The organism is Limnospira sp. PMC 289.06 (assembly GCF_032350395.1).
GTDB lineage: Bacteria > Cyanobacteriota > Cyanobacteriia > Cyanobacteriales > Microcoleaceae > Limnospira > Limnospira platensis.
In genome coordinates this window covers 2,987-29,337 of the sequence record NZ_JARPLC010000034.1, presented here as the reverse complement: position 1 = coordinate 29,337, position 26,351 = coordinate 2,987, and the positions used below count along the sequence as shown (strand labels likewise).

Genomic DNA, 26,351 nt, shown 5'->3' with positions numbered 1-26,351 from the left:
CTAAACTCTATAAGTCTAAGGTAAATCCTCTAACCCCCTGCTGTCATGGGAGAGGATGACAGTTATTAGATTGTCTCAATGGTTACATATTAGCGCGATGTTGAGCAAACCAGGATTGCAGTTGTTGGCGACAGGATGATTCGAGAATACCCCCAAGGACAGGGAGACGATGATAGGAGGCGGGACTGTCTGGAAGATTGCAAACGGTGCGAATGCTGCCAGTTTTGGGGTCATCGACACCATAGACCAATAAACCTATCCTAGCTTGGAGAATGGCTCCTGCACACATGGGACAGGGTTCTAGGGTGACATATAGGGTGCAGGTGTTTAAATGCCAATCTCCTAATACCTGACTGGCTTGGCGCAATGCTATAATTTCAGCATGGGCGGTGGGGTCCGGATCGCGTTCTCGGCGATTTTCTCCCTGGGCAATGAGTTTTCCCTGTTGATTGACAATGAGGGCACCAACGGGGACTTCTCCGGCTTCTCCGGCTGCTGCGCCTAGTTTTAAGGCCTGTTGCATCCAATGACTATGGGTGGTGTAGGTTGGCTGCATGGGAAACTCTGGCTAAGGTAGCCTAAAATGTTGATCAGTAGTTAACATGGCTTCTCCCAAATTGCGATAAAACCACAGGTGAACGGGTCCTGGCTGAAGGTCTATGGCTTTTTGATAATGGGCGATCGCTAATTGGGTTTGACCCTGGCTATGCAAAAGCTGTCCCAACTCCTGATGTAGATCAGGGTTGTTGGGACTGGCTTGGAGTAAATGCCGATAATGAGAAATCGGATCGGTTTTAGAGGCTACCTTTTTTTTTTGCGATCGCCTGCCTGAGAGCATCATAACCCTCTTCAAATTCTGGGTCAATGGTGATGGACTGTTTAAAATGAGCGATCGCTTCGTCTAACCGTCCTTCCTCAACCAAGGCTTCTCCCAGGTGATATTGCACATGGGGAGAGTAGGGATTAAGTTCGGCCGCCTTCTGATAAGCTAGAATTGCCTCATCCCAGCGTTGACCACGAGCGAGGGTATAACCTAGTTGATGATGGGCTACGGCTGACTGAGGATTGAGAATACAGGCTTGGTGAAATCCTATGATCGCATCTTCAATTTTTCCCTTGCTTCTGAGAAACTGTGCGAATTTTTCGTAGGATTCGCTAGAATTAGGATGAAACTCGTGGCTGTCGCTATAGGCGGCGATTTCCTCGTCTAGGTGGCGCTGTTTGTCCTGGACTTCCTGTAGATGGGTTTGAATTTCAGCCTGGTTGGGGGGATTAAGATATAAGGCTTTTTGATAGGTGGCGATCGCCTCGGACCAATGGTAAAGTTTAGTCAAGGCCTGACCTAAATCAAACAGGACTGGGGTGGAAGTGGGATGCAATTCTGAAGCCCGTTTATAGGCGGCGAGTGCTTCTAAGAGGCGATCGCATTTAGCTAAAGCCTGCCCCAATTGATGGTAGAATGAAGCGGAGTTAGGATCGACTTGGGTGGCTTTTTGGAATATGTCAACGGCGGCTTCCCATTGATTTAATTGGGTTAAAACCTGTCCTAGGGGTTGCAGAATTTCTACCAAATTCGGGTCTAACTCTAAGGCTTTCTGATAACTCTCCGCCGCCTCTGATAGCTTTCCACTATTGGCTAAAGCGGTCCCCTGGTATTTATGACTGGTGGCTGAGTTAGGATCAACAATACAACAGCGACGGTAGAGGGTGGCTAATTCCTCCCAGCGTCCTTGGGACTCTAGGACTGTTTGCAATTTGGGCAGGGCTTCTGATAGGCTAGGATTAAGTTCGTAGGAGCGACGATAGGAGGCGATCGCCTCTTCGGTTTCTCCTAAAGCCTCCAAAGTTTGACCTAAACTCAGATAACAGTCGGACCAATAAGGGTTTAATTCTAACCCCTGACGATAGGCTGTAACTGCTTCCGAATATTGCTGTTGTTGCTGGTAGGCTTTACCCAAGCTGTGGTATAATTCGGCATCGTCGGCTTTTAACTCAATGGCTTTTTGTAATAGGGAAACCGCCTCCTCTAGGCGGCCTTCTTTAATCAGCACTAGGGCTAAATTGTGGTAAAATTCGGAGAAATCTGGGTCAAGTTCAATAGCCTTGCGGAAACAACTAACGGCTTCTGGTAAGTTACCCTGTTGATTTAGGAGGGTTCCCAGATTATCATAAGACCAGGCAGAATTAGGGTTAAGTTCGGTAGCTTGACGATAGGCTGCAATAGCTTCGTCTATTTTTCCCTGTTGGCTGAGGGCTTCCCCCAAGTTATGATAATACCAAGCCGATTGGGGACTTTCTGCGATCGCCTGATTATAGGATGCGATCGCCTCGTCTAGCTGACCTTTTCTTAGGAGTTGATTGGCTGTGTCGAAGGAAGTGACGCTCATGTTCGGTTTCTTTACTATATTTTGATATGGAAGAACAGATGATTGATATTTGTTGGTTATGACCCGCCCTAGAGACTGACCCAGAGTTTAATTAGATGTTCCCATCCCCCTACTGAATCGAGCCATCCCTCCCAATTGTACATAATTTATGGAATTTGACCGCCAAAAATTAGAGCAAATCGACTCTGAGTTAGAGCGATCGCAGTCCTGGCTAGAACAAATCTCTGAGCAGATGGAAAAGTTACCAGCCCAGGGTAGTCCATCGCCCGCAATTATACCACCTAGCTCACCACAGCGAAAATCTATTTTATTTTATCGAGATTATGGGGGACTAACCGGAGGTCATTTAAAGGTCTGGGATTATTTTAATCATATTCTCGATTCCCCGGACTACCTACCCCAGATTTATTTTTCTCCCGAAAGTGCGATCGATGCTAATAACCCCTGGTTCAATATTGACAAGGAACTAATTTTATCTAAACCGCTATCAGATCCCCAAATTATCTTTATGGACGGTATGGACTGGGAATTTTTACCAGCCACCCAGCGCCACAACTCCCCCATACCAATTATTAATCTAATTCAGCACATCCGGCACGCCTACCCAGATAATCCTCGCTATCAGTTTCTCAACCATAAAGCGATCCGCATTTGTGTCAGCCCAGAAGTAGGAACCTATCTGGCAGAATCACGTCAGGTCAATGGACCCGTGTTTATTATCCCCAATGGCTTAGATACCAGTAGTTTCCCCGAACCCCGACCCGACCCCCAACGGGATATCGAAATCCTGATTTCGGCCCTGAAACAACCGGAACTAGGCGAACAGTTACAACAAAGGTTAGCAGGAATGGGCTATGGGGTGCAACTACTGACATCCCTAATTCCCAGAAGGGATTATCTACAGTACCTCAACCGTGCTAAAATGACGATACTCCTGCCTAACCGCGAAGAGGGAGAGGGATTTTACCTTCCCGCCCTGGAAGCTATGGCCATGGGGACACTAACTATCTGTCCAGATTGTATTGGGAATCGGTGTTTCTGTTTTCCTGGTTACAATTGTCTGCGACCCAAGTATACTGTGGAAGGGCTGTTAGAAGCCATCAAAGAGGCGATCGTCTTTTCTGAGGTGCGGAAGTCTCTGGTCAAAAAAGCAGCCTTTCAAACGGTCGCTGAACATGGTTTAATCAAAGAACGGACAGCATTTATGGAAATCCTGAACCATCTCGATGATTTATGGTAAACTCCCACGGACTGGCGGGCTAGGCTGTCCGGGTTGGTAGCTAGTCAGTTATGAACCTTAATAAACGCTATATTTGCCATTCACTTATAAACTAAAGATAAACCGACATTTATACCATGCCAGATAAAAAGAGCGAATCCCAGGTTTTAATTATGACAGGAATGCACCGTTCAGGTACATCCTTGACCGCTTCATTATTGCAAAGTGCTGGGTTGCACATTGGTCGTCGGCTAATGCAGGGAACCGAGTTTAACCCCAAAGGCTACTTTGAGAATATTGATTTTTTTGAATTTCACCTAGATTTATTGCGATCGCAGGGTGTTAATGTAGATGGTTGGACATTACAAGATAACCTAGATGTTCCCGAAGAGTTTATCGACCGAGCTAATGCCATTGTCGACAAAAATTCTCTGAGTCATATTTGGGGATGGAAAGAACCTCGGACGACGCTATTTTTAGATTTTTGGGCGGAGTTATTACCTGATGCTAGGTTTCTGTTGATTTACCGTTCTCCCTGGGATGTGATAGATTCTCTGTACCGCCGAGGAGATGAACTTTTTAGAAGTCAGCCAGAATTAGCAGTTAAATATTGGGTATTTTATAACCAGAAGGTATTAGACTTTTATAATAAATATGGTGATAAGTGTTTGTTGGCAAATATTGAAACGATTGTTAAATATCAAGATAAATATGTAGCAGAAATCAATCATAAATTTGGGATAAATTTAACTAATCCTTCTCCGGCTGTTTATGATGCCTCCCTACTGCAAACGAATAGTTCAGAAGATGGTCAACGTCCCAGCTTAATCGATTATTATTTTCCTGAAGCCATAGAAATGTATCAGGAACTAGAGAGTCGGGGATGGCATCCTAATCAAACTCCAGATTTATCATGGAGTAATCAGATTAAGTCTTCTCCCTATATGGCTTGGGCCTTCAGAGATTGGGCGAATTATCGACTGTCCGCAGCCGAAAATAAGTCTCTCCGGGTTGAGTTAGAAGGGACTCAAGCTAAACTGGAAGAAACTCTGTCTCAGTTAAACCCAACTCGCGATGAATTGGAAGAAACTAGGTCTCAGCTACAGCAAACAGAGTCGATTGTAGAACAGTTAAGGTCTCAGTTGGAACAAACGGAAGAGATTTTAGAAAAAACTCACACCCAACTGCAAAAAACTGAGTCGATTTTACAGGAGTCTCACAGTCAATTGACAGTATTGCGATCGCAGTTTAGCCAAGTTCAGGAAGAACTCGATCAAGCCAAATCACAGTTAAGTCAAACTCAATGGGATGTGATGAAATATCAATCCCAGTTACACCATACGCAGGAAGAACTGGAACAGTCGGAGCAACAAAACCGAGAAATTTTAAGCCACAAACATCAACTACAGTCTCAACTAAATGAGTCTGAGTCTCGGCTGATGAAAACTGAGATGATGTTGAGTCAATCAAGGCTAAAACTGGAACAAGGGAACAAAACCCGAGTCCGAACTATTGCTCAACTTCATGATACCCAAGGTAAACTAGAATATGCGGAGTTTCAACAACATAAGTATCTAGCAGAATTAGAACGACTTGAGCCACAACTGGAGAAAACTGAGATCCAATTGAGTCAGTCTCTGGTTAAACTTAACCAGGTTGAGAAAAATCATCAGCGAACTCTGATACAATTACATCAAACTCAAGGGAACTTGGAGATATGTCAATTGTATTTAGCTGAAAGTCAGCAACAAAAAACCCAGTATAAGAATCAACTGGAAGAGTGGGAACGACTTTTGGAAAAATCAATTGAACAGGAAAATGAGATGGAAAAAGCGATCGCTCAGTATCAGGCTAAATTGCAGGGTACTGAACAGGAGTTAAAATCATCTCAACATCAACTACAGCAAACCCAAGAGGAGTTACAACGGTCGCAAAAAGCACTGAATAAGGCACAATTAGAAGCTGAAAAGTTACAGTTTTATAAAATAGTTGCTAATTCGGCTGGTGAACAGAGTGAGGAACGGAAATATCAGCTTTTTGTCTGGGATGCTTGGTGTGCTTATCAGGTAGGAGATTTGGAGACAATGGCTCAATGTTTACAGCGATCTGTTAAATATTCCCCCCAGTCAAAAACCGAAACTCTCAGTCATTGGCTGGAGAATTTCAGCCAGTTTGCTAAGGAAAAGGGGGTTCCGTTTGACACAGCTTCTCTAACGAGTTCTGAACCATGGAAACAACTTATCAAACGTGCGATCGCTGTCAAGTCTTTAGTGACACAGAAGTAAGGTTCTCATCCCTTGTTGGTCAAAATATCTAACATAATGTGACTATGACTATAGCTACAAATATCCATGTCCATCAGTTGAAATACGATAATCATTTGATCTTAGGATTTGTACTTGACTCCCCCAAATCAAATCTAGTGGCTTTCAGTAATACAATCAATGTATGTGGGTGGGTTTTGGGAAAAAAAATGCCTGCTGTTGCAGTTGAAATGGTAAAAGAACAACAAATTGTTGCACAAAGCCATGTCAATATTCATCGACCAAAAGTTGCTGAATATTATCCAGATATCAGTAATTATCAATCTAGTGGTTTTGAATTTGAGCTAGATTTAAAAAAAAATTTATTGGGAAGTCAAAATTTTTGTCTACAAGTCGTCCTGGAAAACCATACCAGAGTTCCAGTTGTCATGCTTGATGTCAATCATTATGAGCATAAATCGGTGAAAAAAACATTTTTTATTCACGTTGCGAAAACTGCAGGTACTTCCTTTAATCATTTTTTGAGAACTCATTTATGTGGAGAAGAACATTGTGAAAATTACAAAAATAGAGACAGTTTTCATAATTTAAATAAATTGAAAACTTTTGACTTTATTTCAGGTCACTTAAGACTGCAAGATTTTAACCAAAATTTTGACCGTAAAGATTACTATCTTGTAACCATCCTGATGGACCCCATTGAGCAACTAATATCTCACTTAAATTGGGTAATTTATATTAGCAATGACGTAGAATCTGAGTTTTTCAAAAATCATCCACAAGAAATTAGAAAAATGTCATTAGATATTAGACACAAAAATCTTCATAATACTGAAGATATCATCCAAGTTTTATGTGACTATAGAGGTATATTTGCAAATAATCAATCTCGATACTTTCAACTCAATCAAGATTTGAAACCTGCTGAAATTATTGATATCTTGAGAGATTTCGATTTAGTAGGCATTACCGAAAACTATTTTCAATTTATTAGCGACTATATAAATTTGATTGGCTTGAATATAAACCCAGAAATACATATGGAAAACAAAAATGTGATGCCAGCAATATCCAAAAACGAGTTACTTAGTAACTCAGAATTTGTGGAATTTTGTCATGAATATAACTCAGTTGACATACAAGTTTATAATTATTACAGCAAAAAAACAAGATAAATTAATAACCAATAGTTCGTTTAGTTCGTTAATTACTAATCAGCCCATAACATTAGATATAAAGGCTGATAATCTTCATAAATTAAAATCATTGACAATTAATGGAATACCTAAAATGGAAAAAATCGAAAGAATGGAAAATCGTTTATCTCAAATTAAAAAGGAATTAACAGCAATGTCTAGCTTTAATTCCAGCACATTAGATTTAGCTAATGTCAAAGGTATAGATCAAGATGATCAATTATCACAGGAGATTATAGCTATTGCCGTTCATTCTCAGGCTTGTATAAGTCAAATGAAAATGGTGCTGGCTGAATCTCAAAATCAGCTTTATAGAACAGAAGCAATTTTAGAAAAAAATCAAGAAAAGCTTTTCCAAACTAGAATAAGCCTGAAAGAAAATCAAGATAAGTTATGGAGAGTTAAAATCCAAGTTAAGCAGTTGATGGATCAGTTCGATACACTTAAACCAACTTCTAATAGGGAGAAGGAAATAGTTGCTAGTATTCAATATATAGTTTATCAATTATGGAAAATAGTGTCTGCAAGATCCATTCCAATTCGGCGAGTTTATATACGGGGATGTCCTCGTTCTGGAAATACACTCATGTTGCTTTTATGCGGTGTAGGATTTAAAAATAGCCATGTATTAACAGCACAAGATATACCAATACCCAATAAAAGTAATCCGAATCAAATTACTTTTGGTACTTTTCCAAGTCCTGAAGGACTATCTCATAAAAAAGTCCAAGCTGACCATTTTTTAGATCTTGAGGATGCAGCTATTATTTTTATGATTCGCGATCCTAGAGATGTCTTGGTCTCCGAACATGGAGCAAAGCCTGGTGAGCCTTGGATTAAAGATCCGAAACGATGGATTGACAATGCTCTAATCCTAAACAAAGTTAAAGAACATGAGCGAGTCCTATGGATTAAATATGAAGACTTGGTAACTAACCCAAATGCCATCCAAGAAAAAATAGCAGTTAAATTTGGATTTGATATTAACAAGCCATTTTCTGAATGTTGGCAACATTTTCAGCCAATTAGTCCTGATTATTTGAAATCAATCAAGGAGATTAAACCCCTAGAAAAAGATAAAATTGGAGTTTGGAACAAAGACCCTAAAAAGAAAGATTATGTTACCCAAAAATTAGCTCAAAGACCTGAAATTTATGATTTAATGAAGGAATTTGGATACTTACCTCAAGATAATCACAACCTTAAACCCATGATACAGCTTAACCAAAGACCACAAATCAAGCCTCCCTTACTGGCGAATGGAGCCGTTGAATTTTTGCAACAATTTTTGCAGCAAAATCCCCATGCTCGGGTTTTAGAATTTGGAAGTGGTGGCTCTACAGTATGGTTTTCAACTTATACCAAAAATGTAGTTTCGATAGAACATAATCGAGAATGGTATGATAGGGTGAAGCGGGACTTAGATAACTATGATAATTGTAACCCAGTTGACCTCAGACTAATATCTCTTCCCTATTATGGAGTCTGTGAAGATTTTCAGGACGAATCTTTTGATCTGATTTTAGTGGATGGACGCAACCGAGTTCGGTGCGCTCAAACAGCGATCAGAATCTTAAAAACAGGCGGCATACTAATGTTAGATGATGCCCAAAGACCTTATTACCATCGCGTTCATCATTTATTACAAAACTGGGAATATAATCGCAGAATTCATCCACAACGCCAAACTGACTGGTGGGTTAAACCTCCGAATTTTAAATCCACGGATTCAGATTGGGCTAGGATTTTCAAACAAAGTCCCATCCGCCTCTATGCTGATTCTCTGTCTCCCAAAGCCAAAGAGGATGGATGGACAGGGCTGGCTTATTATCGTTCTGATCAATGGCACATTAAACATGATTTAACCAAACTTATGCCCATTCCCGATGAAGTAGTGGACTGTTTCCAAGCTGAGGATGTTATAGAACATATAGAACCTTCCGATTTGTTGGCTGTGACCTTTCCTGAGATTTACCGAGTGATGAAGTCTGGAGGGTTTATTCGGATTTCAGTTCCAGATTATAGATGTGATTATTTGATTAATCGATGCTGGAAAAATGATGAAGGAGAACCTTATTATGATCCTCAGGGGGGAGGAAAATGGGATGCTAAACGTAAACGGGTAACTCCAGGAGGTCATGTTTGGTTACCGACTTATGAGAGACTGCGATCGCTGATTGAGTTATCACCCCTGCGGAACTGTCAAGCCAATTGGTTGCACTATTATGACACCAATGGTCAGCCAGTGATGCATGATATTGATTATTCTAAAGGATATGTCATGCGAACTCCTGATCATGATAATCGTGTCAAAACCCCCCGTCGACCCTTGTCTATCGTAGTGGATTTATACAAAGATTAAACACTAAATAGTTGTTTTTATTTCGCCGAGGAAAAAGTTGATGAGAGACAAATGTAAGTTAAGCATCTGTGCCATTATGAGAGACGAAGGCTGTTATTTGATGGAATGGCTGGAGTTTCATAAGCTAGTTGGTGTTGAACGTTTTTATTTGTATAACAATAATAGTGTAGATAACACTACAGACATTGTGATCCCCTATATTCAAACTGGTGAGGTAATTTTCCACGACTGGCCCCTACATCCCGGTCAAATTCCTGCCTTTGAACATTGCCTTAAACATTATGGTAGAGAATCCGAGTGGATAGCCTTTATTGACTTAGATGAGTTTCTGTTTGCTACTGAAAAAAACGATGTAAGAGAAGTTTTAGAAGAGTTTAAAGATTATCCAGGAGTTGTAGTCAATTGGCTGTGTTTTGGTTCTTCTGGTCATATCAAAAGACCTAAAGGCTTACAGATAGAGAACTATACAAAACGCGCTCCAGATAATTTTCAATCTCATCAAGTTGTTAAATCTATTGTTCGTCCTGAAAAAACATTAGGTTCGGCTGGAACACCTCATGAGTTTACCTACTTAGATGGTTTACCTGTAACTGAATCTAAGCAACCTTTACTAGGAGGATCTCGCACCGACATATCTTCTACAAAAAAGCTGCGGATTAATCATTATAAAACTCGTTCACAAGAAGATGGTGATTATAAGACTAGGCGCGGGAGACCTACTACATTGCAACCCAGAAATCCGCAGTTATTTAAGGCTTATGATCGCAATGACGTAGAAGATTTAACAATTCAACGTTTTCTTCCTCAGTTGAAAAATGCTTTGGCAGAGCGTGAACGTGTTCTTAACTATGAACTGCTACTAAATCAGCAATATAAAACCCCTAATCAGTTGGTGTTTGACTATCAAAAATATGATATGATAGATTCTGCTAATAATAAGCTAAAGAGGTCTTTTAAACAATTACAAGAAATTCAAAAGGAACTTGATAAATCTAAGTCTTGGCTTGATCATATTGAGGATAACTCACTTATGGTTTAAAATGAAAGGTTCTGTTAACTGGAATAATGGGGAAACCAAGGGAATTGTCAGAGCCATGATATTGCCTGACACGGAAAGTTTTGACTCATCTGATATCATGGGACTAATTAATGTTAATGGGAAATATCTTAACTATTGATTCATAAAAGTGGCTGGCTTATAATCACATACAAGTATTAAGTATAATGATGCTATTAAAATGTTTAACCTCACCCATTTAATCAAGTCAATGAGTTCTAAAACTATTCTGTGTACCACCGCCAAAAATGAGTCTCCGTATTTAGTAGAATGGATAGCTTATCATCGATTGATTGTTGGCTTTGATCAAATCATAATTTATGACAACGATAGTCATGATGATAGTTTGTATCTGCTTCAAAAACTAGCAGCGTTAGGGTTATGTAAGTTTCAACAATGGCCACGAGTACCCGGTCAGCCACCTCAGCAATCAGCCTATAACCATGTCATTCAAACTCAAAAGGATTTATTTCAATGGGTTTGTTTTTTAGATATGGACGAGTTTTTAGTTTTAAAGAATTTCAAGTCGATTCATGACTGCATTAAGTCCTTTGAAAACAGAGCAGACAGTATCCTGTTTAACTGGCTGATGTTTGGATCTGGCTGTAAAAATGAGTATCTCCCAGAACTGGTAACTAAAAGATTTGTCAAATGCGCTCCTAGTAATCATGTAGTTCACAAACACGTTAAATGTATATCAAAAATTGACGCTATACAAAACTGCGACATTCACATACCTGTTTTAAAGCCTGGATCAGCATATTTTCATATTGATGGGACAGAATTAAAATTTGGCAACAACCCAACTGGAGAACATATTAGAGAGCAAGGTTATATTAATCATGAACCTGGACAGATTAACCACTATCAGTCTAAGTCTTTGCAGGAGTATAAATGTAGAAAACTTAGGGGAAGAGCTACCGTTGATGAAAGTTCACCCCAAAGCCGTCTAAAACCCGGAGATTTTGATAGTCATAACTCTTATAGTAACACATTAGAAAACCATGATATTTTGACTCGAATCATAGAACTAGAAAATCACGTTTCATCAATCTATGCTTCCTTGGGAGGAAAACAGCAGTATGATCAAAAATTTATGGCATTTATTCAGTCCGAAGCTCAAAGGTATGATCGTCTTTATAACCCATCTTCCAGACCTTTAGATAAACCTGAATCTGACCCTCCAAAGGTAAATTTAGAAATCAAAAATCCCAGAGAGAATGAGCGTTTTTTATATTATAAAAGTATACTGCAAAATCTAGTAGATGTAAAAACTAGCATTGGTCTAGAAATTGGAGCATTTGATAGGCCTTTTGTGCCGCCAAATCAAGGACAAATGCACTATGCAGACTATAGAACTACACAAGAGTTAAAGGAATTGGCAAAACGGGCTGCTGGTCATAATCCTAATTTTGTAGTGGATGTGACCTATAATTTGTCAGAAATGACTCTCAGTGATATACCTGTAAAATACGATTATATCGTAGCTTCCCATGTAACTGAACATACACCCAATATGATTGGTTTTCTGAATCAAATTGCTGATTTATTAACTGATACTGGTTTGGTATTTTTAATAATCCCTGATAAACGTTATACTTTTGATTTTTTGAAACCCTTGACAAGCCTGGGTGAAATCTTAGAAAACAACTTAAACAACTTAGAAAAACCAGCTTTTCGTCATGTATTTAACTCTCAATACTACAATAAGCCGGTGAAACCGGCTGATGTTTGGGCTGGAAAAATAAACAGTAAGTCACTTTCTCGCATTCCTAAAGATGTTAATCAACTGATATTGGCAGCCGAAAAATCTAAAGAAGTCTACATTGATACTCACTGCAATATTTTCACAGATTTACATTTTTATGATGTGATATCTGAGCTAATTAAATATAATATAGTTAATTTTTATAAGGCGGAAGTTTATCAAGTAAAACCAGGATTTATGGATTTTTTATGTATTCTCTGGAAAGCAGAAATAAAAACCTTAGATATTTACAATTTATTTCCAGAATTAAAAAGTCGATTGATAGATTCTTATTTGTTTGCCCAATCACAAAAGACAGAGATGAGTAGTTTTTCAAACTTAGAATCCATTAGAACCAGTTTGAAAGAATATAAGCAAAAACTGATGACAATTGTAGATGATTTATAGTGGAGTTCACTTCTTTAAAAATGCAATTACAGGCATACCTAATCGTGGGATCCACAATCCCACGATTTCTGTTAGGTTAGTCTAGGGGGAGAAGGAGAATATCAATAATCATCATCTGAGCTACCATGTCGCAGGTGTAATGTTGACAAAGGAATCTCATTCCCGTCTTCCATGGTAGCTAGAATCAAAATTTCTACTTCACTGGGTGTTTCACTGACATCAATGGTTTTGACGAAGCCACTATCAATAGCATGGGAGACATCTGGAAATACTTTAGCGACATCACCACGCTCCTGGTTCATTTTGGATTCGCCAATGACACGATCGCCACAGATAAACTTGATTAGTTTAGCTGGAGAGTGCTTACCAATCACCCATCCCTGAATCAGCATATTTTCCTCATTAAAAGGCTGGTGTAGCTTGGGTGAGTCGATCGCACATCCTAAAAACGCCTCCCTATCCTCAGACATTGATATCGCTACCACCTGATTTTCATCATTACTCAGACGAATACCATAGTCCTGTCGTATGCGACTCAGGTTAGGGTTATAGCAGGGGTCATTCTTGAGTACATCTCTCCACCGCTGCTTCATGATTTTAGATTCTCGTTTAAACCGTTCTTCTTTTTCCGGCGTATCCTCATAACCACGACTCTTAGACTCGTAGTGATATAAAACCACATGGGGTAGATAAATATTCCGATATCCTCGGCTCACTAACTTTAAGCAGAAATCCACATCATTAAATGCAACTTCCAACTCTTCATCTAACCCACCAACCTGGTCAAAAACCTCTCGCTGACACATCAAACAGGCTCCCGTCACGGCGGAGTAATTATTAACCGTTACCAGTTGGTTATAATAACCCAAATGATGAGCCTGATAACCCTTATGGCTGTGACCCGCTACCCCGCCAATTCCCAGGACAACGCCAGCGTGTTGAATCGTATCATCAGGATAGAGTAACAAAGCACCGACAGCACCAATAGAGGAACGTTGAGCCTGTTCTACCATGGCTTCTATCCAGTCGGGGGTCAATACCTCTGTGTCATTATTTAGAAACAGTAAATAATCGCCCCTAGCTTTAGTTACCCCATAGTTATTAATTTGGGGGTAATTAAACGGTACATCAAACTCGTAACAGCTAAAGCGTTGGGGTTCTTTTTGTTTCCAGGCGTTGATAATATCGAAAGTTTCTTGCTCATCACTGCCATTGTCAATGACCACCACTTCATAGTTAGGATAAGTGCTTTTTTCAAAAATTGATTGTAGGCAATGATTGAGAGTGGTTCCCAGGTTGCGAGTCGGGATAATAATACTCACAAGTTTGTGTTCTTCGATGTGATAGCGAACAGTGTATTGACCGGGGAAATTCTCATGATCGGAAACGATTCGCGCCTTTTCTTGGCAACGAGCAAAGGATTCATTTAGGGCTTTTTCTGCTGCTATATAGGCGTAGAGTTTACTGTTGGGGTCGTAGGCGGTGGAACCGCTATGCTGTCGCCAACTGTAGAGAAGGGGATATGGAAAATCTTATTAGTTTTCTCAGTTACTCGCAAAACTAGGTCATAGTCTTGACTACCTTCGTAACCAATTCGGAAGTTACCTACTTGATTAACCAGTTCCCGGCGATATACTCCTAAATGGCAGGTATACATCCGTGCTAAAAATGAGTCAGGACACCAATCTGGCTTAAAGTATGGGAACACTCGCTGACCGTATTGGTCTAATTTATCCTCATCGGAATAAATCATATCAGCATCGGGATTTTCATTAAGTACCAGTGCGACCTCATAGAGTGCTTCTGGGGTAATGACATCATCATGATCTAATAGTGCTATATATTCTCCTGTGGCTAATTCCAAAGCCGAATTGGAGGCGGCGCAAATGTGACCGTTTTCGGTGCGAAAAGCAACTTTAATCCGGTTATCTTTTCTGGCATATTCTTTGAGAAGAGGTTTAATCCAAGGTTCGCTGGAATTATCATCAGCAATACACAGTTCCCAGTAGGGATAAACTTGGTTAGTAACTGATTCGATCGCCTTTTTAAGGAACTTTTCCGGGGTATTATATACCGGCATAACCACACTAATTAGCGGCTTATATCCGAGATAATTAACCGCCTGAGACATTTGCCGTAAGTCAGCGGGTCTAGGCAAATTTTCCCTCAGCCAATGTTCATAACTTTCTTGGTCAATGGGAAACCGTTGCTCAGATGGACGGGATTTTTTCTGAGTAGGAAGAATTGGAGTTTCCCCGAAAGTTTCTTGAGGAATGAATAGTTCTAACCCGTCATTTTTTTTTTCAATCACCTGTTGTAGGCGAGAAGCGATCGCCCTATTGTCAGGGTCAAGGTCTTGAGCCATTTGGTAAAAAACGATCGCCCCATCCAACTGAGTTTGTCGAGCCAGAGTATCAGCCAACTTAACATAGAGTTCAGAATCATCAGGCTTAATCTCGATCGCCTTATGATAGGTATCCACATTATCTGGTTCTTGTTCCATCACCTGAAGATAACACCCCAGAGCCTCATCTAAATCACCTTTAGCGCGTTCTCGCAGTGCATCAGCCAGTTTTTGTTGAATCCCAGGTAAATCCGATTGTACAGCCATGGCGGCGCGATACCCCTTAACCGCCTCTTCCCAATTTTGAAGTCTAACCGAAACCTCTCCCAAATTATAACTAGACCAGGGGAACTCTGGATTCAACCGCGCCGCCTCTCCGTAAGCCGTAGTCGCCTCCGACCAGCGTTCCAACTTAACCAGAGCCTCCGCCAAACTGTTATAGGACCAGGAATAATCCGACTTAATCGAGATCGCCTTTTGATAAACCTCAACCGCTTCCGACCAGCGTTCCAACTTAAACAGCACATCAGCCAAACCATTGTGAGACCAGAACAAATTAGGGTCCAACTCATTAGCCTTTTGATAAGCCTCAATAGCCTGATCAAACGCTTGTTTATCCCGCCATAGGTCTCCCAACTTTTGCCAAACCTCAGCATTATCCGCCGCCAAATCCGTAGCTTTTTGATAGAAAGCGATCGCCTCATCTAGCTGTCCCGTCTGTACCAGAGCATCAGCGAAACCCTTACACAGCTCAAAATCCGCCCCAGAAGCATCCAAAGCCATTGCTTGACCCAGAACCGGAATCACATCAGCCCAACGTTCTTGTCGCAGCAATACCCGACCCAACCCATAATAGGCAGCCGCCAGATTTTTGTCCAATTCCAGCGCTTTACGATAAGCCGCCTCCGCCTCCGACAAATTCCATTGTTGGTTGCGAAGTTCCCCAATTTGGTAGTATCCCGCCGCCCAATTCGGATTAAGCTGTAATAGCTGACCATACAGAGCGATCGCCCCATCAAAGTCCTGTTTACCAGCCAAACACTCAGCCAAACCCTGGTAAAAAACTCCTGATTTCGGGTCAAGTTCAATAGCCTGACGGTAAGCCGCCTCCGCCTCTGACCAAGCCTGCTCAGAAGCCTTCACCTTACCCATACCATAATAAGCCGGAGCCAGTTGTTTATTCAACTCCAAAGCCCGCTGATAACTCTCATAAGCCTGATCGAGCTTACCCTGACCGAGGCGAGTATTTCCCAGACGCAGATGATCTTCCGGGGTAGCCTTAGTCGGTTCCAAAGTATAGGCTTTTTCCAGACATATAGAGGCTTCACCCTCTCGTCCCAGACGTTCTAAAACCTTAGCCAAATTGCGATAGAACCCGGCAAAATTAGGATTTTGAGCGATCGCCTGTTGATAACAGGAAACCGCCTTTTCCAGGCGATCTTCCTGGGCGTACAAGCTACCCAAATTCGCATGAACTTCCGGGAATTGAGGCTTAACTTCCAGAGCCTTATTGTAGGAGCGCACCGCCGCCTCCATTTCCCCCAACATTTGCAGAGCATTACCCTGAATTTTATAGGCTTCCGCCAAATTCCGGTCAAGTCGCAATGCTTTCTGACAAGCCGAAACCGCCTGTTCCCATTTTTTAATAGCGCAGAATGCCTTAGCCTCTTGTAAAACCGTTTCCGGGTTAACCGGGCGACTAATAGGAACCCCCATTCCCGTCTCCATAGGAACTTGTGGAGATTGACCCACCACCAACACATCAGGCTGAGGAACCTGCCCCGCAGCAGTTGCCGCTGCTAAAGTATCTTGAGGAGTTGACACCGCCGCCGCCAAAGTATCCACCGGGTTAGAAACTGCTGGAGTTGGGTTATTCAACTCAATAGCCTTCCGAAAATAGGTAGCAGCCTCCGGCAATTTACCCTGTTGTTTAAGGGCTTCCCCCAGATTTTGATAAGCCGCCGCCAAACTCGGATTAAGATTAATCGCATTTTGATAACAAGCCTGTGCTTCCGTCGCCATACCCTGCTGCATCAGACCATCACCCAAAGCCAGATGTTCTTGAGCGCTGAAAGTTTGAGGTTCTAGGGTGTAGGCTTTATATTGAGTTCGGATAGCATCTAAGGGGCGATTTAGTTGAGTCCAGACCTTAGCCAAATTCCGATAAGCCCCAGCAAATTCTGGTTTAATCGAGATCGCCTTTTGATAAGCAGCACTAGCCTGTTCCCATTGTTGCGATCGCGCATAGAGGCTACCCAAATTGGCGTAAACTTCAGCCCAGTTGGGTTGTAGTTCCAGGGCCTTCGTATAGTTTTGCTTGGCGGTTTCTATATCTCCCCCTCGCAAGGAGACATCTCCCAGGATCTTAAACCCCACCGCCGAGGTAGGTTGAATTTTCAATAATTGTTCACAAGCCTTACGAGCATCATCAACCTGTCCTTGTTGAAGATATGCTTGGGCTTGTTGTTGCAGGAACTGGACACTTTTTTGGAGGATCTCTTTAGCTTGCATGGTTTGGCTCAGATCAGACGGACTCATTTTTTAATTCCCAAGATTCGATTGTACTCGTTTATGGTGATTGGATCACAAAATTTTTTTTATCTAATTTCCAACTTCTCTAAAATCTTCTCCAACCCGGTCATATTGACCCAGATATCCTCAGTTAAGGGATTTTGGTACATTAGCGATCGCAAAGGGTAACAGGAAAACCCATCCCCAGTCAGGGAATAATGCTCTAATCCCAAAGCCTGAGATATCACCCAATAGTAATGGCGGTCATAATGGGGGGAGATCAACTCAATCACCCTCACCCCTCGCTGACAGAAAATCAAATTGGTTAAACCACTCCCATGGGGACCGATAACTATTTCCGCCCGTGAGAATAATGCCACCTGCTGGGAAAATGATAGTTTCTCTGGTAGCACCCGCACAAACCCCAACCGACTCAGGCGCGCCATCACCTGTTCTTCATTCAAAACCCGTCGATGTCTAGCCTGGGCACGACTAACATAGATACGATTAGGGTAATCATGATTATCACCTGTCGCCAGCGGGAGAAAAGTTCCTCGCAGGAAGTCCACCCCCCAGGGTTGCAACCATCCCGTCGGAGAAGCAAACGAGGGGACTAGCAACTGTCGCGCCTGAATATGGGGGTAGCGATCGCTTTCGATAATTTTCGATTCCGCAATACCCAAGCGCCGCAAAGTTTCCCGCTGAAACGGTAGCAAGGCGCTATTGACCACAAACCCATCTATCTGATTAAAGTCTACCCCCACCCGTCGCATTAATTCCCACCGTGGCATTATATCAACCATCCAGTGAAAATAGATATGTCCCGAAAGTCCTGATAATACCGCCACCGTCCCATCAATATTTTGGGGGGGACAAAGTTTAGTTTGGCGAAAAATCCAATGTTTTTCGGGATTATAGTTAGTACAACCCGGAAGGGGGGCGGGATATTCCCGTGACAGGTCCGCTAACAGTTGATTATCCGGTGTTATGGTAGCGATCGCCCGACAGACTTTCCAGTTATTTTCTTGGGGGACAATCCAACACCGTCCCTGGGGAATACTTGCCACAAAGGTTTCAAAGGGAACCTCTACAGTCTTGGCATCTGCCACTCGCCTCTCAATACCATAACCTAAATTGCTCACCTCAAATCCCGCAAAAATTCGCTCTCGACAAGGGCTACAATCTAAACCGCCGCACTCTCCCCCTACATTGTCTAAGTCTAACTCTGTTGGGGGTAGCTGTTGTCCTACCGTTGGAATCGGGATATAGTGGCTGGTGTCTATATTATTCGCCTGTAGCCATGCCTGGGTTTTCTGATAAACTCCTTGGGGTGGCTGTTGTGGTCGGGGAATTTCTCCGGTCGATATAGTTCCGCTATCCCGCCACTCCTGCGAAACAGTAGTTAACTTCTCTGCTGTTCCTCCGTTTTGTAAGACTTTTGAATAATAAGCGATCGCCAATTCCCACTGTCCCTGTAACTCAAGTAAACTCCCCAAAAGCCAATAGACTTCTGGGGAGTATTCAATCACCCCGGCAGTATGGCAAACTGTTATTGCCCCCTGCAACCTTCCCTGTTTAGCTAGACAGGATGCTAAATCCAGGTAAGTTTGTATTTTTTGAGGTTTAATCCTTAATGCTCGTTGATAATACCTAATTGCTGCATCCCACTCACCATATTGATTTAGGGTATTACCCAAATGACTATAGGTAGCTTCTAGGTAGTTATAAACCGCATCTGGCACCTCAGTTACACTATGATCAGACTCCTGGGAGTTCTCAGAGTTCCCCAATTCCAAATCGGATTTTTGCAGAGCTTCCAAAAACTGGGCGCAGGCTATTTGTGCCTGTAGTAGTTCATCTGAACCTGTTTCTAGGATAACATCCCGATTAAAGCGTTGGATATAACCCTGCACAAATTTGGGGTCAATGGCGATCGCTTTCTGGAAACAAGCCATGGCTTGAGATAGGCAACCTATGATTAGGCAAGAATTCCCACAGTCGCTATAGAACATGATATTATCCGGTTCAATGGCGATCGCTTTTTGAAAATAAGTGATTGCTTGTCGGTGGTTATTTTTGTGCTGCCACAACTTACCCAAATTACTGTAAGCAATAGCTAAATCTGGTTTCAGGCTAATTGCCTTATGGTAAGCGGCGATCGCTTCACTCAGCTTTCCTTGGCGAGCGAAAGCCCAACCCAAATTATTATATACTAATGGTTCGGTTGGGTCAATACTTAGGGCTTCTTGAAAGATAGCGATCGCCTCATCTATCTGATTTTGCTGTAATTGCAAATATCCCAGAGTGTTGAAAATTTCCTTAAAATTAGGGCAGTTAATTCGGCCTTCTTGTAAAACTTTAATCGCTGTGTTAATGTCCCCCCGCTCATTTAACCGCAGCGCCATATCTAAATAAGCCTCACCTAGCTTAGGGTTTAAGGCGATCGCTTTTTGGTAACAGCCAATAGCCCCTTCAATATTACCCTGCCAATGCCAAGTCATCCCTAAATGATAGTGTAAATCTGCCCAATTAGGAGAGAGGTCGATCGCCTGTTGGTAAAATGAAATAGCTTCATCAAACCAGCCCATATTCCGATATACTTGGGCAAGGTAAGCATAGCTAATAGGTTGGTTAGGTGCAAGTTCAAAGGCTTTGGTATAAGCCCCCATGGCCGCTATGAATTGGCCATTATCTTCTTGAATATTGCCTAGTAGTTGATAAGCAATGGCACAATTAGGCTGTTGGCTGATAATTTCTCGACAAATAGCAAAAGCCCGATCTTGGTTTCCTTGGCTTAAATTATCCTGTGCCAACTTCAACAACTCTTCAACACTCATTCCCACTCCCAGTTTCCCTGTCGCAGTCTACAACAGGCCTAGCGCTATCTTACCCAAAAATTATAGTCCTCCCCTGCCCATTTACTCAACTTTGATCCATCATCGTCTCGATTTTCATATAATATTGATTGATATAGGCTGAGAATCTTGCTAAATTTTGATAATTGTTAGAGAGGATAACCGATAATGAAAACCATTCATGTTGTCTTAATTGCCGTTGCTACTGCCTTATTTAGTGGTGGTATTGGCTTTGTCGGAGGTACGGCGATCGGAGGTATTGGCGGTGCGGCTGCCGGGGTTTTGTTGGGTATATGTATCACCGCAGAAACTGCTCAACAAGAGGGTATTTTAACTCCCGAACAAGCTGATAGTCTGGTAGGTACAATGCGCCAAAATGCCGCCACCCAATGGGATATTCCACCAGAGGATTTAGAGCAATTAAACTGCGATCGGATTACTCAAGATTTACGTTCTGAGTAATTCACAATAACCCCAAGCAGCCATCGCACTAAACATTACTCACCCCCTAAATTCCTCTCACCGGGGAGAGGTACTTCGCAGGCTTATGGCATGATTACTGAAACGGCAATCAAAACATTATTAACTCATCATCCTGGGTTATTTAAAATACATTTTGCATCAACAATCCACCAATTAGGCTGCTCAAAAACCCTGCATATATTAACCTGTTGATATAAAGCAAATTGCGAATTATTTTCCAGTAAATTTAAGGCTTTTTGACCTTCCGAAAAAATCAGCATCCAGTGATTATTTTTAATATATTCAGGCGAAAAAGCCGCCGGGTCAATCAGCCAAAAATCCACATTATATTGATTAATAAAATCCTGAAGTGTCTGCAAATCATCCGTATAGTGAGCATTAATCATATCCAAAGTTCTCGCCAAAATTTGATTATAATAACCCAAGTGATAAGGGATAGCATATTCTCGCGCCATCAAAACAGTTCTTTGAGCAAAAGTTGGCAGTTGGTCAGCCTCTGCTGACAGAGAAGCTATGACAATATCTGGGGGTTGCTGTTGGAAGAAATCATAAACTTCTGTCATTCTACCTTTTTCATATCTCACCAATGGAAAATAAGGCACGAAAGCCGGATATAATAGGACAATTCCCACCATAATAGCCATAAGACTCCCCGCCAAATATCGATAAAATCTATAGCCGTAGTTATGTTTAAAGACTCTCAGGAGTGTATCCCATATTAAAGTCAAAGATATGGCTGTTAAAAGCGCAATAATAATCCGAAAACTGAACTCAGTATATCGACCGGGAAGGTGTAGCCTAAACAAAAGTGCATGGGATGCAAAAAACATCAAAACCGATGATATGAATAATTGCAATAATACCCAAACCTGGGGTGTAATATATCTCCCTAGGGGAAACTGTCTCGGAAATATTAGTAAAAATGGCAGTAATAAAGCCACACATTGAGTAGCGGGGGTAAATAGGGAACTGTGAAACATTCCGCTACGTCTTCCGGTGAACCAAATATCCATAAAATTATCGTGAAAAAACCTGCTCCGTCCCCCCTCGAAAAATTCGGGAGAATTCATGGCTTCGGCGCGAGTAATGGTCGGACCAAATTCTGAGGAGGTGATAATATATGGAAGTAATACTATGAACGCGACCAATAAACCCCAAGCTAAAATTTGATAATCGCGGTTATTTTGGGTTAGCTTAAAGCTGCGATTTTGCCAATTAATAACTCTCAATATCAGCATTATAGCAGCCATGAAAACATACTGAGGATAAAATAAGCCAATAGCTGCTACTGTGACACAAACACCCAGCCGAGAATGTCTAACTAGATAGTATAAAAAGGCGATGAAAATCGGGTTAATAAATGCTCTGGGTGTTCCTGATGCTAAATCGTCTTTTAACCATAAGGCTTGATTGATGATTAAACAGCCGATAAATCCTGTGGCTGGAATTGGTAAAATCTCAAGACATAACCTGAAAAAATAATAAGTAACAAATAATCCTAAAATTGGTGGGATAATTTTAGCTAAATCAAAGGGGTTTATTCCTAAGATAATACCTAGTTTATAAACTATAGTATATCCCCGGGGAGCTACAGATTGAAAATAATCGGCTATTAAATCATTGGGAAACAGGTTGGGGTCAATGAACCGCAACATCCAAAAAATGTGCTGTCTTGCGTCATTATGGACTAAATTGGGTTCCGCAAAGGCTTGTTTTAGCGATAGAATACCGTAAATGCTGGCTAAACTCATGCTGAGGAAAAGCCAAAATAGGGTCTGGGATGTTGTATATTTTTTCATATTTCCATGGAAACAAAAAAAGACCCCTACAACAATGAGGGGTTTTGATTAACTTAGTAATTTAGTAATTCAGAAAGTTTCTGAGTATTGCACAATCTGGAATAATTCAGTTACCCCAGACGTGGAAAGGTATCTCTCAAAGCCTTCAACACAATGTTGACAGCGCACGACTGCACAGCACTAACTCTTAACAATTATTAAGCTGAAACGCGAAATTGCTAGATAAGCTGTAAGACTTATTAAAAGAAGTGAGGAAGTGAGACCCTTAGGACCGACGAGAGTAACCGCCGCCACCACGACGACCGCCGCCGCCGCCGCCAAAGGAGCCACTATTTTCGCGAGGCTTGGCTTTATTGACTCTCAGATCACGACCGCACCACTCAGCACCATCAAGAGCATCAATGGCTGATTGTTCTTCAGCTTCTGTGTCCATTTCTACGAAGCCAAAACCACGCATACGTCCGGTTTCTCGGTCCGTGGGTAGTTTGACACGCTTAACTGATCCATACTCTGCGAACACAGCAGTTAGATCATCTTCTGTAACCTCATAGGACAGGTTACCAACGTAAATCGACATAAATTATCTCCAAAACCAGAGTTTCGTAGGGAGTGAGGTTCTCGGAGAGAAACTTGCCAGCATTGAACGTGAAAAACTCGTTGATACTTGAAACAAAAATACTACAACCGATACTTAATTCTCCATTGACTAGAGTCTAGCACCTTAACTGATTATTTGGGAATAGGTATTATTACTTTTTTAGAAAAATTTAAGATTTGGTCGGCATATCCTAGTAGGGGCGCGCCTCCGCAGTCAATTAAATTTCTCCACCGGAATTGTCGTCAACCCGCCCCACACGACGATCATTGGGTTGGATCTAATCAATCTGTAAGTTAAAGGGTAACCGGGTATATATTCCCCTAGGATCATTGAGATGCCTAAGCACGGATAACTCATGATAGAGTTGGAGCAGTTCCCTGGTCAGAGGGTCTGCTTGGGTGGCTTCGGTTCGCAGGCTTTCTAGCAAACGTTCCTCAAAACTAGGAATTCTGGGATATTCGGCGAGTTTCCAATCATCACCCAGTTCGGCTTTTTCGGCTACAGCAGCGATCGCATCTTGTAAACCCCCCAACTGATCAACTAACCCCAAGGCTTCAGCTTGTACCCCCGACCAAACCCGACCCTGAGACATTTCCAAAACTTCCTCTTGTGGTAAATCTCTCAATTGGGCGACGGAAGAGACAAACCGCTGATAAATGAAATCAACCATCTGCTGAACCTTCTGTAGTTCCTGGTCTGTTTTGGGACGGGAGATAGAATTAAGATCAGCAAAGGGTCCGGTTTTCACACCATCCCAGGTAATGCCATTCTGGTTAGCAATATCCTGAGCATTAAACAGCAGTCCAAATACACCAATGGAACCAGTGACCGTAGTGGGTTCAGCGAAAATGCGATCGCTCCCCATAGCAATCCAATAACCACCGGAAGCGGCGGCATTCCCCATAGAAACTATAATGGGTTTTTCCTCTCTGGTCAATTGTACTTCTCGTGCGATGACCTCGGAAGCGGTAGCGCTACCACCGGGACTATTGACCCGCAGGACAATTCCTTTGACCCGATCATTATCCCGTAGCCTGCGTAACTCTTCGCTAAAGCGATCGCCGCCAACTTGACCAATCCCCCCGCGACCATCGACAATTTCACCATCAGCGTAGACTACAGCAATGATATTGCGACTGTTGGGATTACCAGCCCAACTTCCCTTAACTTGAGGAGTTCTCGAATATTCCTGGATCCCCACCCGTCGAAAAGGTTGTCTTCCCTCCTCCTTTTCTTCGGTCAATTCGCGCAGTTTAGCGGCCACTTCATCTCTATGGGCGATATGATCAACCATTTCGCGATCCTTCGCATCTGCAGCCATTAAAAATCCGTCCTGATTCACAATTTGCTGCAACTGTGCTGTAGTCAGACTGCGACTAGATGCGATCGCCCCGGTAAACTCACCCCACAAATCTCCCAATAACTGCTGCATTTGCTGTCTATTTTCCGGGCTCATCTCTTGGCGCAAAAAAGGTTCAACAGCAGACTTATATTGACCAACCCGCGTCACCTGTACCCCAATCCCGAACCGTTCCAAGGCTCCCGCCAAAAAGACGCTTTGAGAACTAAACCCGCTCATCTCCACCGTACCCATGGGGTGGATAATGATTTGATCAGCTACTGAACCCAGGTAATATTCACGCTCGGTCCAGTCAGTATCATAAGCAATAATAGTTTTACCGCTCTCTTTAAACCCTTCCAAAGCCCGACGGACTTCCTTTAAATTCCCAAACCCTGTGGGAGTTGTACCACTACTGCCTTGCAGATACAGCCCGACAATTTTATCATCCTTACTCGCCCGCTCAATAGTTTCTAGGACTACCCGCAATGGCAAGAACCTAGCCCGATCTTCTCTCAGGGTCTGTCCTATGGCGATCGATGGTGTTGGCGGCGGTGCTGTGTCCGCTATACCCACAGACAGGTCTAGCACCAATACTGATTTATCTCTTAGGGTTGTTTGTGTACCCCTCGAAGCACTAACTACTACTAAAAACGCGATTCCCCCCATGCCAAATGTGATGACTAGGAACAGTCCCAGTAAATTGCCAACTACACTGGCTAGGGTATATTTCAGAAACTCTTTCATGACTAGCTCTTACCCAGCCGGGGACGGTTTGCTCTGGCTGCATTGGGGTTAATCATAACAAAATACCACAGTTTATATTGGATCAGCCACCATCGACTCAAAACACTTCCATATCAATTTTTAGCTTAGGGGTTGACATTATCCTATTTTTGCTGATATCCTCAAATGTATGTGTTATATTTTTTGCATATGCTGTCAAAATTTTGTTAGCAATATCTCAATTTTATAATAAGCATATAAAGATTTTCCCGAAATTGTCAACCCCCTGCCTCCCCAAACCCCGGCAAACATAAGTTAATTTAATGTTTTTAGGAGAATAATTTTAATATTTAAAAAATTGTAAATATTCATTACATTTTTATTGCTACTTATTCTTAAATAATTGACGACAGAATGGGGGTTGTGGTAAATTTGAAAAAATAAAAATCCACTGGGGTTTTGTCAACTCACCAAAATATCCTCTGTAAGCCTGATTCTATGGTGGCACTTGGGCGGTAATGGGGTAAATTTTGACTTTGGCGATGCACCAATTTTGGCGAAAATTGTGGCGCTGGAAAATCCGCCCCTTGACAAAATACACTTTTTGTGATTCATGGATTTGACCAAAGCCCCTCAAAGAAACCTAGTTTCTCAGCCTACTGCAAGCTTCTCAGGCTGTTCATAGCTCCTTGATATCCGGCATTATTGTCCTGTTTTCGATAGAGGTTAGCAGCGGTTTGCCAGTCGGAACCGGCTTTTTGCTTTTCTCCTAAAACCTTGTAAGCATCACCGCGATTTTTGTAGGCTAGAGCATAATTCGGGTTAATTTCAATAGCGCGGTTGTAGTCGGCTATGGCTGCTTCATAATTTCCCTGGCTCCGGTGAGCAAAACCCCGATTGTTGTAGGCATTATGATAATTCGGGTTAATTTCAATAGCGCGGTTGTAGTCAGCTATGGCTGCTTCATAATTTCCCTGGCGGCGGTGAGTAAGACCCCGACCGTTGTAGGCTAGAGCATAATTCGGGTTAATTTCAATAGCGCGGTTGTAGTCGGCT

General features: G+C 42.1%; 15 protein-coding genes and 1 pseudogene. 8 read left to right on the top strand and 8 right to left on the bottom strand.

All coding sequences use genetic code 11. The annotated features are described in order from the left end of the window. Window positions 1-82 precede the first annotated feature (82 nt). The 3 genes from tadA to P5674_RS09725 are packed head-to-tail and all read right to left on the bottom strand — an operon-like array spanning window position 83 to window position 2,387. Window positions 83-556, bottom strand: coding sequence for a tRNA adenosine(34) deaminase TadA (gene tadA, locus P5674_RS09735; RefSeq protein ID WP_014276021.1), 474 nt, complete (start codon window positions 554-556; stop codon window positions 83-85). A gap of 12 nt (window positions 557-568) precedes the next feature. Continuing rightward, window positions 569-841: a tetratricopeptide repeat protein gene (locus P5674_RS09730; RefSeq protein WP_231851953.1), complete on the bottom strand. Its 273-nt coding sequence runs from the start codon at window positions 839-841 to the stop codon at window positions 569-571. Further along, window positions 795-2,387 (bottom strand): tetratricopeptide repeat protein, encoded by a 1,593-nt coding sequence (locus P5674_RS09725; protein ID WP_006619971.1) that lies wholly within the window; start codon window positions 2,385-2,387, stop codon window positions 795-797. Before P5674_RS09725 ends, P5674_RS09730 begins: the two co-directional genes overlap by 47 nt. A 148-nt stretch (window positions 2,388-2,535) precedes the next feature. Between P5674_RS09725 and P5674_RS09720 the strand changes: the two genes are divergently transcribed. The 7 genes from P5674_RS09720 (at window position 2,536) to P5674_RS09690 (ending at window position 12,640) form a co-directional block, all read left to right on the top strand. Next, window positions 2,536-3,627 carry a glycosyltransferase gene (locus tag P5674_RS09720; RefSeq protein WP_315669966.1) on the top strand — a complete coding sequence of 364 codons (1,092 nt, stop codon included), beginning with the start codon at window positions 2,536-2,538 and terminating at the stop codon, window positions 3,625-3,627. A 116-nt stretch (window positions 3,628-3,743) separates the two neighbouring features. Beyond that, window positions 3,744-5,891: a sulfotransferase gene (locus P5674_RS09715; protein ID WP_315669965.1), complete on the top strand. Its 2,148-nt coding sequence runs from the start codon at window positions 3,744-3,746 to the stop codon at window positions 5,889-5,891. A 44-nt stretch (window positions 5,892-5,935) separates the two neighbouring features. Continuing rightward, window positions 5,936-7,045 carry a hypothetical protein gene (locus P5674_RS09710; RefSeq protein WP_006619974.1) on the top strand — a complete coding sequence of 370 codons (1,110 nt, stop codon included), beginning with the start codon at window positions 5,936-5,938 and terminating at the stop codon, window positions 7,043-7,045. Beyond that, window positions 6,987-9,428, top strand: a complete 2,442-nt coding sequence (locus P5674_RS09705; RefSeq protein ID WP_006619975.1) for a methyltransferase domain-containing protein — start codon at window positions 6,987-6,989, stop codon at window positions 9,426-9,428. Before P5674_RS09710 ends, P5674_RS09705 begins: the two co-directional genes overlap by 59 nt. A 76-nt stretch (window positions 9,429-9,504) precedes the next feature. Beyond that, entirely contained in the window at window positions 9,505-10,467 is a 963-nt protein-coding gene (locus P5674_RS09700; RefSeq protein ID WP_162270053.1) for a glycosyltransferase family 92 protein, read from the top strand. 1 nt (window position 10,468) lies between these two features. Further along, window positions 10,469-10,606 carry a hypothetical protein gene (locus P5674_RS09695; RefSeq protein WP_157888714.1) on the top strand — a complete coding sequence of 46 codons (138 nt, stop codon included), beginning with the start codon at window positions 10,469-10,471 and terminating at the stop codon, window positions 10,604-10,606. 90 nt (window positions 10,607-10,696) lie between these two features. Then, window positions 10,697-12,640 carry a glycosyltransferase family 2 protein gene (locus tag P5674_RS09690; RefSeq protein WP_126277514.1) on the top strand — a complete coding sequence of 648 codons (1,944 nt, stop codon included), beginning with the start codon at window positions 10,697-10,699 and terminating at the stop codon, window positions 12,638-12,640. Between the two features lie 101 nt (window positions 12,641-12,741). On the opposite strand, the pseudogene P5674_RS09685 reads toward P5674_RS09690, so the two are convergent. Next, window positions 12,742-17,522 (bottom strand): annotated as a pseudogene (locus P5674_RS09685) (tetratricopeptide repeat protein). A gap of 59 nt (window positions 17,523-17,581) precedes the next feature. Next, complete coding sequence (locus tag P5674_RS09680) at window positions 17,582-20,332, bottom strand: tetratricopeptide repeat protein (RefSeq protein WP_315669964.1); 2,751 nt, start codon at window positions 20,330-20,332, stop codon at window positions 17,582-17,584. Between the two features lie 186 nt (window positions 20,333-20,518). Here P5674_RS09680 and P5674_RS09675 point away from each other — a divergent pair, with 186 nt between their 5' ends. Continuing rightward, entirely contained in the window at window positions 20,519-20,812 is a 294-nt protein-coding gene (locus tag P5674_RS09675) for a hypothetical protein (protein WP_006619980.1), read from the top strand. Between the two features lie 128 nt (window positions 20,813-20,940). Here the strand turns inward: P5674_RS09675 and P5674_RS09670 are convergent, their stop codons facing one another. The 3 genes from P5674_RS09670 to sppA all read right to left on the bottom strand — a co-directional run bounded on the left by P5674_RS09670 (window position 20,941) and on the right by sppA (window position 25,316). Beyond that, entirely contained in the window at window positions 20,941-22,632 is a 1,692-nt protein-coding gene (locus P5674_RS09670; RefSeq protein ID WP_006619981.1) for a hypothetical protein, read from the bottom strand. 265 nt (window positions 22,633-22,897) lie between these two features. Further along, window positions 22,898-23,209 (bottom strand): RNA recognition motif domain-containing protein, encoded by a 312-nt coding sequence (locus tag P5674_RS09665; RefSeq protein WP_006619982.1) that lies wholly within the window; start codon window positions 23,207-23,209, stop codon window positions 22,898-22,900. A 298-nt stretch (window positions 23,210-23,507) separates the two neighbouring features. Next, entirely contained in the window at window positions 23,508-25,316 is a 1,809-nt protein-coding gene (gene sppA / locus P5674_RS09660) for a signal peptide peptidase SppA (RefSeq protein ID WP_006619983.1), read from the bottom strand. Between the last annotated feature and the right edge of the window lie 1,035 nt (window positions 25,317-26,351).

Excerpts from the sequence above, each read along its gene's own strand:
- P5674_RS09730 (WP_231851953.1), bottom strand. The coding sequence starts at position 841 with ATGATGCTCTCAGGCAGGCGATCGCAAAAAAAAAAGGTAGCCTCTAAA.
- P5674_RS09675 (WP_006619980.1), top strand. The coding sequence starts at position 20,519 with ATGAAAACCATTCATGTTGTCTTAATTGCCGTTGCTACTGCCTTATTT.
- sppA (WP_006619983.1), bottom strand. The coding sequence starts at position 25,316 with ATGAAAGAGTTTCTGAAATATACCCTAGCCAGTGTAGTTGGCAATTTA.
- tadA (WP_014276021.1), bottom strand. The coding sequence starts at position 556 with ATGCAGCCAACCTACACCACCCATAGTCATTGGATGCAACAGGCCTTA.
- P5674_RS09680 (WP_315669964.1), bottom strand. The coding sequence starts at position 20,332 with ATGAGTGTTGAAGAGTTGTTGAAGTTGGCACAGGATAATTTAAGCCAA.
- P5674_RS09665 (WP_006619982.1), bottom strand. The coding sequence starts at position 23,209 with ATGTCGATTTACGTTGGTAACCTGTCCTATGAGGTTACAGAAGATGAT.
- P5674_RS09720 (WP_315669966.1), top strand. The coding sequence starts at position 2,536 with ATGGAATTTGACCGCCAAAAATTAGAGCAAATCGACTCTGAGTTAGAG.
- P5674_RS09715 (WP_315669965.1), top strand. The coding sequence starts at position 3,744 with ATGCCAGATAAAAAGAGCGAATCCCAGGTTTTAATTATGACAGGAATG.
- P5674_RS09725 (WP_006619971.1), bottom strand. The coding sequence starts at position 2,387 with ATGAGCGTCACTTCCTTCGACACAGCCAATCAACTCCTAAGAAAAGGT.
- P5674_RS09670 (WP_006619981.1), bottom strand. The coding sequence starts at position 22,632 with ATGAAAAAATATACAACATCCCAGACCCTATTTTGGCTTTTCCTCAGC.
- P5674_RS09690 (WP_126277514.1), top strand. The coding sequence starts at position 10,697 with ATGAGTTCTAAAACTATTCTGTGTACCACCGCCAAAAATGAGTCTCCG.
- P5674_RS09695 (WP_157888714.1), top strand. The coding sequence starts at position 10,469 with ATGAAAGGTTCTGTTAACTGGAATAATGGGGAAACCAAGGGAATTGTC.
- P5674_RS09710 (WP_006619974.1), top strand. The coding sequence starts at position 5,936 with ATGACTATAGCTACAAATATCCATGTCCATCAGTTGAAATACGATAAT.
- P5674_RS09705 (WP_006619975.1), top strand. The coding sequence starts at position 6,987 with ATGAATATAACTCAGTTGACATACAAGTTTATAATTATTACAGCAAAA.
- P5674_RS09700 (WP_162270053.1), top strand. The coding sequence starts at position 9,505 with ATGAGAGACGAAGGCTGTTATTTGATGGAATGGCTGGAGTTTCATAAG.